This is a genomic window from Actinoplanes sp. NPDC026623 (assembly GCF_040638275.1).
Lineage (GTDB): Bacteria > Actinomycetota > Actinomycetes > Mycobacteriales > Micromonosporaceae > Actinoplanes.
Genome location: NZ_JBEZXZ010000266.1, coordinates 1 through 9,965, shown reverse-complemented (window position 1 = coordinate 9,965; position 9,965 = coordinate 1). Strand labels below are relative to the sequence as shown.

9 protein-coding genes and 1 pseudogene are annotated in these 9,965 nt (G+C 67.3%); 7 read left to right on the top strand and 3 right to left on the bottom strand.

Annotated elements, in window-relative coordinates; genetic code table 11:
* A partial coding sequence (locus AB0F10_RS41300) for a hypothetical protein (RefSeq protein ID WP_360638746.1) occupies positions 1–235 on the top strand: 235 nt, incomplete at its 5' end.
* Between the two features lie 357 nt (positions 236–592).
* On the opposite strand, the gene AB0F10_RS41295 is transcribed toward AB0F10_RS41300, so the two are convergent.
* Positions 593–928 carry a transposase gene (locus AB0F10_RS41295; protein WP_360638743.1) on the bottom strand — a complete coding sequence of 112 codons (336 nt, stop codon included), beginning with the start codon at positions 926–928 and terminating at the stop codon, positions 593–595.
* A 324-nt stretch (positions 929–1,252) separates the two neighbouring features.
* On the opposite strand from AB0F10_RS41295, the gene AB0F10_RS41290 reads away from it, so the two are divergent.
* On the top strand, positions 1,253–2,608 hold the full coding sequence (locus AB0F10_RS41290) for an aspartate aminotransferase family protein (protein ID WP_360638749.1): 1,356 nt from the start codon (positions 1,253–1,255) through the stop codon (positions 2,606–2,608).
* A 186-nt stretch (positions 2,609–2,794) separates the two neighbouring features.
* Here AB0F10_RS41290 and AB0F10_RS41285 read toward each other — a convergent pair whose 3' ends face one another.
* On the bottom strand, positions 2,795–3,268 hold the full coding sequence (locus AB0F10_RS41285; RefSeq protein ID WP_360638740.1) for a hypothetical protein: 474 nt from the start codon (positions 3,266–3,268) through the stop codon (positions 2,795–2,797).
* A 197-nt stretch (positions 3,269–3,465) separates the two neighbouring features.
* Between AB0F10_RS41285 and AB0F10_RS41280 the strand changes: the two genes are divergently transcribed.
* The 5 genes and pseudogenes from AB0F10_RS41280 to AB0F10_RS41260 all read left to right on the top strand — a co-directional run bounded on the left by AB0F10_RS41280 (position 3,466) and on the right by AB0F10_RS41260 (position 8,696).
* Positions 3,466–3,639, top strand: a complete 174-nt coding sequence (locus tag AB0F10_RS41280; protein ID WP_360638737.1) for a hypothetical protein — start codon at positions 3,466–3,468, stop codon at positions 3,637–3,639.
* Positions 3,600–3,758, top strand: a pseudogene (locus AB0F10_RS41275) (transposase); the annotation flags it as partial. The gene AB0F10_RS41280 and the pseudogene AB0F10_RS41275, both read left to right, overlap by 40 nt.
* Before the next feature lie 736 nt (positions 3,759–4,494).
* Positions 4,495–5,547, top strand: a complete 1,053-nt coding sequence (locus AB0F10_RS41270) for a site-specific integrase (protein WP_360638734.1) — start codon at positions 4,495–4,497, stop codon at positions 5,545–5,547.
* A gap of 53 nt (positions 5,548–5,600) precedes the next feature.
* Entirely contained in the window at positions 5,601–7,856 is a 2,256-nt protein-coding gene (locus AB0F10_RS41265) for a tyrosine-type recombinase/integrase (protein WP_360638731.1), read from the top strand.
* A gap of 69 nt (positions 7,857–7,925) precedes the next feature.
* Complete coding sequence (locus tag AB0F10_RS41260) at positions 7,926–8,696, top strand: methyltransferase domain-containing protein (RefSeq protein WP_360638728.1); 771 nt, start codon at positions 7,926–7,928, stop codon at positions 8,694–8,696.
* Positions 8,697–8,860: 164 nt separating this feature from the next.
* On the opposite strand, the gene AB0F10_RS41255 is transcribed toward AB0F10_RS41260, so the two are convergent.
* On the bottom strand, positions 8,861–9,808 hold the full coding sequence (locus AB0F10_RS41255; RefSeq protein WP_360638725.1) for a transposase: 948 nt from the start codon (positions 9,806–9,808) through the stop codon (positions 8,861–8,863).
* Between the last annotated feature and the right edge of the window lie 157 nt (positions 9,809–9,965).

Here is a 9,965-nt window from a genome sequence, read left to right as displayed (position 1 = left end):
GGCTGTCCCGGTCCAGCGATACGCCTTCCACGGCGAGTGGAACTACGTCATCCATCCTGGACCCATCCCAGAAACGGTGCGAAACCAGACAATCACCCTCGAACCGACCAACTTATTCATCGTCGGGCCCTTAACCCGTCCACGTTCTTCCCCATTCCATCGCCCAGCGGCCGTCGGGATGAAGCCGGAATCGTTGAAGTTCGTGCTAATCTCGCAGAGCAACGGATTCCGCTGAGCGCTTCGTTCGCAGTCAGCAGCTAGGAAGAGCACAGGTTCTACTCGGTGGGTAATCCGCTCATGTTGATCACGACTGTGCCGTCGCTGACCGGCCCGGTCTAACCGAATCCTCAGTTTCGCCCGGAACTGACCGGTATGCGCGCAGACTGCTGTCACTCAGCCCTCGCAAGATCGTCGACTACTGTGCGCAACGCGGTGCCCCAGCTTCACCGCGTGCGGCGTTACCGCACCGCAGGACGACGATGTCGACGAGGCGAGGCCCCGGTCGCTCGGCCGGTCAGCCGGCTTGACCCACTGGTAGTAGGTCGATTCGGCGATGTCCAGGACCCGTAACGGGAGCGCGACCGCGAAGCGGTCACGGTGTTCGTCGATGAACCTCATGACCGTCGCCGGGTCGGGTCGAGCACCGCCGCGAAAAATACGCGGACGCCGCTTTCAGGATCTCGTTCGTCCGCCGCAGCTCAGCATTCTCCGTCGCCAGCCGGCGGTTCTCCTCGGCCAACTCCGTTGTCGGCCGGTCGTGTCGTTCCCGGGCATCGGCCTCGGCCTGCCGGATCCAGTTACGCAGCGCCTCATGATGCACGTTCAACTGCTCGGCCAGGCGCCGGATCACCGGCTTGGGCTCCGACTCGCGACACAGACGCACGGCACGCGCTCGTAGCTCGTCGGGGTACTTCGTCGGTGCGGCCACAGAAGCTTCCTCCCCATGATCAGGTCGATCATGCTTGAGAAGCTCCACGAAAGCGGGAACTCACCCGGCCCTTCCTGTGACCGGTTCGGCGTGGGCGCCGCCACCGCGCGGCGCTACGTGTCGCGAAGTGGTCGACCTGCTCCCTGCACTCAACTGTTGTGCCTTCCGGGACGCCGCGGCTGTCGAGGGCATTGTGGCCGGACAGGTTCGGGCCGGTCCGACCGGCTTCCGCTCGGGTAGGCTCCGTGCGTGCGGTCGGCCCCCGGCTGCCGATGTCCGACGTCGTATCCTTAAGGAAGCGCGCCCGTGGCCGAAAAGTACAACCTGGTCGATCCCCTCGCTGGCATTCCCACGGACAAGGCTACCATTCTTCGGCTCGACCGCTCCCACGTCTTCCACTCCTGGTCGGCACAGGCGGAACTGCCTGTCGCATCGGCTGAGGGGTCCTATTTCGTCGACTACGACGGCAAGCGCTATCTGGACTTCTCCAGCCAGATGGTCAACGTCAACATCGGCCACCAGCATCCCAGGCTGGTTGCGGCCATCCGGGACTACGCTGCCCAGGCGACCATCATCCAACCTGCCCTCGCCAACGGCGCCCGCTCAGAGGCCGCACGCCTCATCTGCGAGTTGGCCGGCCCCGGATTTCGCAGCGTCTTCTTTACCAACGCCGGCGCGGAGGCGAACGAGAACGCTATCCGGATGGCGCGACTGCATACTGGAAAATTCAAGGTTCTCGCTATGTACCGCAGCTATCACGGTGCGACCCACGGAGTCATCGGCGTGACGGGTGACCAGCGGCGATGGGGGAGCGAACCGTATACGACGCCAGGGGTCGTGCATTTCTGGGGTCCTTATCTCTACCGTTCCGCCTTCCACAGCGACAGCCTCGAACAAGAGACCGATCGGGCGCTTGCGCATTTGCGGGCCACCGTCATGGCCGAGGGTGGCCACACTGTGTCGGCGATCATTCTCGAGCCTGTGGTAGGCGCCAACGGCATTCTGGTGCCGCCACCGGGCTATCTCGCCGGCGTCCGTGAGATCTGTGACGAGCACGGGATCCTGCTGATCGCCGACGAGGTCATGGCCGGATTCGGACGATGTGGCGAATGGTTCGCCATGCAGCACTGGGATGTGACGCCGGACCTGATCACCTTTGCCAAGGGGGTGAACTCCGGCTATGTTCCGCTGGGGGGTGTCATCGTCTCCAAGCCGGTCGCAGCAACGTTCGACAACCGGATGTATCCCGGCGGGCTGACCTATCAAGGCCACCCCCTCGCGTGTGCGAGCGCGATCGCCTCGATCGAGATATTCAAGGACGAACGTATTGTGGAGAATGCTCGGACTCTCGGCAGCCATGTCATCGGGCCGGAGCTGGCCAAGATCGCAGCGCGGCATCCGTCGGTCGGTGAGGTGAGGGGGCTGGGTGTGTTCTGGGCTCTGGAGCTCGTTCGCGACCGTGCTACCCGCGAGCCGCTCGTACAGTCGCACGGAGGCACGGGCGCCTCGGCGATGACTGCTTTCGCGGCCGCATGCAGGGAGCGCGGACTGTGGCCGAGAACCCACTTCAACCGGCTCCACATCGCCCCGCCGTGCACCACGACCGAGGCCGAGGCGCGCGTGGGCCTGGCCATCGTGGACGAGGCTCTCGCGGTCGCCGACGAGTATTGCAACGGCTGACTACTGTGCGACTCGGGACCGCCCCGGCACACCGCTCTGCGGATCCTGCTCGGGCTGCCGCCACCACCAAGGCCGACGCCGCGGGTGCGCGGGGTGGACGACTTCGCGCTGCGCCGCAGCCGGCCGTACGCAACGGTCTTGATCGACGCTCAAACCCATGAATGTGCCGCTGTCCTGCCCGACCGGCTAGCCGACACCTTGGAAGCCTGACTGCGCGGGCATCCCGGCGTGCAGATCGTCTGCCGGGATTCGTCCGCTACCTATGCCATCAGAAGCGATCCGCCGCGCCCTGCCCGCCGCGATCCAGGTCGCTGACCGCGCGGGCATCTGTGGCACAACCTCGCCGAAGCCGTCGTCAAAGAGGTCGCCGCGCATAGCGCCTGCTGGGCCAAAGTCGGCCCGCCGCCGCCCGACGGGCCCCAGGCCGCGACGACGCGGGAACGCTGGCGGCAGATCCACGCCCTGCTCGACAAACGGGTCGGCCTGCTCGAGTGCGCCTGCCGGCTCAACCTGTCTCTGAACACGATCAAGCGCTACGCCCGCGTCACCGAACCCGACCGGCTGGTCCACGCACCGAAATACCGGTCCACCCTCGTCGACCCCTACCGCGAGCACCTGCGCCACCGCCGCGAACAGAACCCCCCGATCGCGGTTCTGCACCTATTCCACGAGATCAAGACCCGGGGCTACAAGGGCAGCCTGAACCTGCTCCACAAGTACATCCACCAAGGCCGCGTCGAGGCCGACCGTCCCGCGGTCTCACCCCGACGCTTGGCCCGCTACCTGCTTACCCATCCCGAGCACCGCACCGACCGGCAGCGCGAGCTGCTCGATCCCTCACGACCGCCTGCCCGCAGATGACCGCCCTGGCCGGCCTGGTCGCCTCGTTCGCCACCAAGCTCACACCCTGCGATGACAACGCGGAGCTGCTCACCGAGGGGATCACCGGTGTCCGAGACGAAGATCTACCCCACCTGCACGCTTCACCCGCGGGCTCGACAGAGACCGCGCCGCTGTCGACGCCGCCTTGACCTTGCCCCATCACAACGGCACGACCGAGGGCGTCAACACCAAAACCAAACTGCTGAAACGCCAAATGTATGGACGCGCCGGCTTCGAACCTCTCCGCCACCGCATCCTGCTCGGCTGAATCCCTCACCCACCGTCACCACCGAAAGTCATACAGAACCGAACGGGGGACAGTTCCAGGGGTAGCGGCGAAGGTCTCTCACCTCCACTCGAAACAACAGCGTCTCACGGCGGCGACGTGACCATTCCGTAGAGACCAAACAGCAAGTCCCGACCTGTACCGGACCGCCGCCATCGCATCCCCTGCGTGACATCGCGATCGGCTGGCACCGCACCAACGACGTCACCGGCATCGCCCGCGTCACCGGCCCGGCCATCCGCCGACCACACGACTTGATCACCCCGTGGCCAGCGGTTACCCGACAACGCAATGATGGACTGTAAGAAATTCGGCTCTGGCGCACTTTCGGTGGTGACGTTGCGTAATGGCGGGGAATGCCCCGTGCGGGCTCCTGGCGCTGGCAATTCGGGGCCGGCCGCCTTCGGGGTGTGGGTTCGCAACGATGACCTCCCGCCCGTTCTGTCGCAACTACACCAATTTGGACGGGGCTTCGCTCGGGCAATGAGGTCGCTACTTTCTGCTATCACCGAAAGTGCGACAGAGCCAGAAATGGCTCTGGCGCCGGTTGTGTGAAGGCGATCAGTGGGCCAGGAGGACGCGTTTGCGGAGCAGGTCGAGGCTGGCGCGGCCAAACATCTGCCGTTTGATCATCTTTAAAGTTACTTGGAATCACGCTGACGGCTGAACCCCTGGTCGAGGGCGTTGCCGGGCGCTGGTGCCGTGGTTGAAGCTTCTGATGATCATGGAGGAGAAGTGGCCGGTTCTGGTCCGGCATGAGCGTGCGGCTGAGTGGCTGCGGGTGTGGACGGATCTGGGTCGTGCGGCTCGGACGATCGACGCGTATGCCCGGGGCCTGGCCGAGTTCCTCGAGGTGTGCGAGGACGCCGGGGTGGATCCGGTTCGGGCGTCGCGGGCGGACGTGGCGGTGTTCGTTCGGGTGTTGACGTCGCGGCCGGGCCGGCACGGCGCGAACGTGGTGTCGATCGGTTCGGGCTCGGGGTTGGCGAACGCGACGTTGCAGCAGCGGCTGGTGCCGGTGCGGCTGTTCTTCGACTATCTGATCGAGGAGGGCGTGCGCGAGTCGAACCCGGTCGGTCGGGGCCGGTATACCCCTGGTCGCCGGTTCGGTGGGCAGCAGCGCGGGCTGGTGCCGAGGCTGGCGAAGCTGCCGTGGATCCCGACCGAGCCGCAGTGGCTGGCATTGCTGACGGCGTTCCGCGGCGAGCCGGCGCGGAACCGGTTGATGCTCGCGCTGGCGTATGACGCGGCGCTGCGCCGCGAAGAGCTGTGCTCACTGCGCACCGACGACCTCGATCCGGGACGGCGGATGCTGCGGGTGCGAGCGGAAACGACGAAGAACCGCCTCGAACGCATGGTGCCGTACTCGGCGCCGACCGGGGTGTTGCTGGCGGACTATCTGCGGCACCGGGCGACGTTGAGCCGGGCCCGGGGGCCGCTGTTGTTGTCGGAGTCGCGGCGCAACACGGCGCAGCCGGTGACGTTGTGGACTTGGTCGAAGGTGGTGCGGCGGGTCGCGTCGGCGGCGGGGTTGCCGCGGTTCTCGACGCATACCACCCGGCATCTGTGTCTGACTGATCTGGCCCGGATGGGCTGGGAGGTCCACGCGATCGCCGCGTTCGCCGGTCACCGGCATACCGATTCCACGCTGCAATACATCCATCTGTCCGGCCGGGACCTGGCCGACAAGCTTGCCACGGGGATGCAGCACATCCACGCCTGGCGGGTCGAGATGCTCGCCGGCATGGACAGCACGGGAACAAGCCGTTGAGCGCGCAGGCGTCGCGGCTGGCGCAAGCGGGACCGGGCCGGTGGGTGCCGCCGGTGACCCGCCCGCTGCTACGGATCGTTGTGCAGGCCGAGGAAGCCGCCGCCATCAGCGAGCTCGGTTTGGCCACCCTGCGCCGGTTCAAGACCGGTGATCCGGCCGCGCCGGGCTGGCCGGTCATCGCCCGGCTGCTGCGACCGTTGGACGCGGTCAACGCCGGGTTGGATTCCCCGCCGACCCCGCACCGGCGCCGCGCCATGCTGGACGTGGTCGCTTTGCTCCTGACGCGTTGCGCGCAGTCTGATGCCGGCAGCTACTGGGACTGGGCGGCCGAGCAGTGGGAGGCCATGCTGGGCCGCACCGTGGCAGAGTTCCGGGCTGGTGCGCCGGCCTGGGCCGGTGACGAGGTTCGGCCCTATCTGGCGGCGCATGCGTTTCTGCTGGGCGGGTTCACCGCGTTTCACCGGCTCGGCAGCTTCCAACGGCTGGTGCTGTGCTGGCGGATCTTCGGCCGTGACCGCGTCGACGGTGAACTCGGCCAACTCCGGCGGGTGCTGGGCGGCTGGGGCTACCAGCTCGGCCGTCCCGAGGACCCGCTGCTGCCGTTGACCGTCGCGCAGCTGATGCTGGCCAACGGCAGCCCGCACCTGCAGGACATGACCACCGGCCTGTTCGACCGGGTCCGCGAACAGCGGCTGCTGGACGGAGCCCGGCTCAACACCGTGCACGCGGTGCAGCGAGCGGTCGCCGAGCTCGGGTTCTGCGCGGCCCCAACCGGTCGCACCGGCCAGCACGCGAGGGCCACCGGCGGCGTCGATACCTGGCAGCAGGCCGCCGACCGGTGGCATGACACGTCCACTCTCACCCCGCGGGTCCGCGGCAGCGTCCGCGCGAACCTGCTCAAGGTTGGCCGGTGGCTGGCCGAGCAACATCCCGAGGCCGCCGACCCAGCGGGCTGGACGCGGCAGACCTGCGCGACGTGGATCGCCGCGCTGGACCGCATGCGGGTCGGGGACTTCGTCCAGCGCACCGCCGGTCTCGGCGACCGGCTGGGCCAGCCGTTGACCGCCGGGGCCAAGGCGGGGCAGATCAGCGCGATGCGCAGGTTCTTCGGGGACTGCCAGGAATGGGAATGGCTGCCCCGCCGTTTCGACCCGCAACGCGCCCTGGCCGTCCCACGCAGCATCGCCGCCCTGCTCGGCCCGAACCCGCGGGTGATCGCCGATGACATCTGGGCGAAGCTGCTCTGGGCCGGGCTCAACCTGACCGCCGGCGACCTGCCGGACACCCAGTCCGGCCCGTACTACCCGTTCGAGCTGGTCCGTGCGGTCACCCTGACCTGGCTGTTCTCCGGTCAGCGCAGCGACGAGATCGCCCGGCTGCGTGTCGGCTGCATCCGCTGGCAACACCACGGCACCGCGATCCCCGGCGACTCCACCGACGTCCTGGCCAGCGACGCCGTCTGCCTGCTCGACGTCCCCACCCACAAGACCGGCACCGCCTTCACCAAACCCGTCGACCCGATCCTCGGCCAGGCCATCGACGCCTGGCAGGCCGCCCGACCCGCTCAGCCACCGTTCACCGACCGCCGCACCGGCGAAAGCGTCGACCTGCTGTTCGCCGCCCGCGCCCGCCGGGTGTCCACCGCCTACATCAACAACACGATCATCCCGATGCTTTGCCGCAAAGGCGGCGTCCCGGCCGTCGACGTGCGCGGCGCGATCACCAGCCACCGGGCCCGATCCACAATCGCCAGCCAGCTCTACAACGCCAAGGAACCGATGACCCTGTTCGAGCTGCAAGCATGGCTCGGTCACCGGTCTCCGCAATCGACCCAGTACTACGCGAAGATCACCCCGGCCACGCTGACCCGCGCCTACCGGGACGCCGGCTACTTCGCCCGCAACGTACGCACCATCGAAGTCCTCGTCGACCGCGACGCCGTCGCCTCCGGCGCCGGCACCAACGGCGAACCCTGGCAGCACTACGACCTCGGCCACGGCTACTGCAGCTACACGTTCTTCGAACAGTGCCAGCACAGGATGGCCTGCGCGCGCTGCGACTTCTACACCCCGAAAACCTCCAGCTCGGGCCAGCTGCTCGAAGCGAAGACCGGCCTGCAGCGCATGCTCGTCGGCGTCCCGCTCACCGACGACGAACGCGCCGCGGTCGACAACGACCACGCCGCCGTCGACCGCCTACTGCACCGCCTCGCCGACGTCGCCACGCCAGCCGGCCCCACCCCGAACCAGCTACGCGCCGAACCAGGCAGGCAATTGCCCCTGACCGTGCTCCAACCCACCAAGATCTAGACCCCAGGGTGGACGCGGCATCGGCAAATCGGCTTGCCGGCTTGTCGACGGCGGACCATTCTCGCGGTCATGACCGACACGTGGACGCTGTTCGACCGGCTCGCAGACAGCTACGACCAGGTCATCCCGTTCTTCGCCGAGTTCGCGGCCCAAATGCTCGACGTCATCGATCCATCCCATGGCATGCGGTTGCTGGACGTCGGTAGCGGCCGCGGAGCCATTGCCGCTGCTGCCGCTGCCCGCGGATACACCGTCACCGCCGTCGATGCCGCACCCCGCATGGTCTCGCACCTCGCCGCCGCTCACCCCGGGATCGACGTCCGCCTGATGGACATCCACCACCTCGACCTACCCGGCAACTGCTACGACCTCGCCACCGGCGGCTTCGTCATACACCTCGTCACCACTCCCGCGCAGGTGCTCACCGAGCTACGCCGAGTTCTACGGCCCACAGCCACTATCGCCCTGACCACACCAGGCCCTTGCGAGGACCACGGCCGCTGGAACGCCTTCAACGAGATCTGGACCGAGTTCGCACCACGGGCCGCCGCACGCCCCTTCCCCGACCACCTCGATGTCTCGACCTGCCTACACGAGGCGGGTTTCGTCGACGTCCGCACCATCGACATCGCCGTCCACCTGCCCGTCTCCGACCCGCAAACCTGCTGGGACTTTCACATGTCCCACGGATTCGCCGCACGCGTCGAAGCCCTCAACCCCACAGACGCCGCCGAATTTCGGCGACGCTCGCTCGCCGAACTGACCCGCATGCACCAGTCCGGCGGCATCGTTCTCGACCGCGGCGCCACGATCCACCTCGCCACGAACCCGGCATCATGAATCGACAAGCTCTGATTCCACAGAATGAGGCGGTTGATGTTGCCTTCGACCGGGCCGGAGCTGTGTTCCAGTGTCAGGCCGTTGCGGATAGCGTCGAGGTCGCGGCGCAGGTTGCGGGCGAACCCGGCCAGTGGCGTGAGGGTGTCGTTTTCGACGGCGATGATTCAGTCCTCCAGGCGGTCGCCGTGGCGGCCGGTCATCATGACCGCGAAAGCTCGCACGTGTTCGACCAGCCGATCCAGATCCCGGTCGCGGCTGCGGACGTCCCTCAGCTTGATCGTGTCGCCGGGGTCGAGATGGTCGGGGTGGGCCATGATCCCTGAGGTGACCTGCCGCACCGACGGTGGTTTCGGGCCCGGGAGTGGGGCATGGCCGAGGCCTTTACGGAAGCGGCGCAGATAGCGTTGCACGGCCAGTTCCCCGCCGGGATAGCCCTGTTGTTTGATCTCGCGGAACAGTTCGGTGGCGTTGCGTTCGCCCTCGTTCCGGCGTTGGTGCAGGTAGGCGACATAGTCGTCGACCAGATGCGCGCGTTGCTCGGATACGGCGGTCAGCTCGGCGGCGTTGGCGGCGTTGAGGTATTTGCGGACTGTGGCCTGGTGCAGGCCGAGTTTGCGGCCGATCGCGGACTTGTTCAGTCCTTGCGCGGCCAGTTCGTGAACAGCGGCGTGGTGTTCACGCAGGCGGGTCACGATCTTGAGGTTAGGCGGCGACCGCACCTGCGCGGGCATGGTGTTATTCGCGGGCGGCAGTGCCGGGGCGGTGAGCTGGGAGCGGTGCGCGTTGACGCTCTTCTCGACTGCCTGGCCTAGGTTCTGCCAGAGGTGGAATCGGTCCGCGACCTGCATCGCCTGGGGAGCTCCGGCGCGGGCGCCTTCACCATAGCCGCCGGCCCGGTCGCGGCAGATCACCTCAACCTCAGGGTGCTGCCGCAGCCATGCGGCCAGGCTGTCACCGTCACGGCCATCGAACATGTCGACCGGCCGGTGGCTGGACATGTCGATCAGCACGGTGCCGTAATGACGGCCCCGGCGGAAAGCGAAATCGTCGACGCCGAGCACCGTGATCAGTGCTTGAGGCGGATCCGGGAGCGCTTTGACCAGCCGCAGCAATGTGTCGCGCCCGGCAGCGATCCCGATCAGTGACGCCAGGCGGGAGCCGGCTCGGCCGGCTAAGGGCCCGACGACGAATTAGCTGGTCGGCGGTTTTCATGATCGGCTCGTTGGGCTTGGTGTGATGAGTGAGGATGCCCTGGCGGTGAAGCTGGCT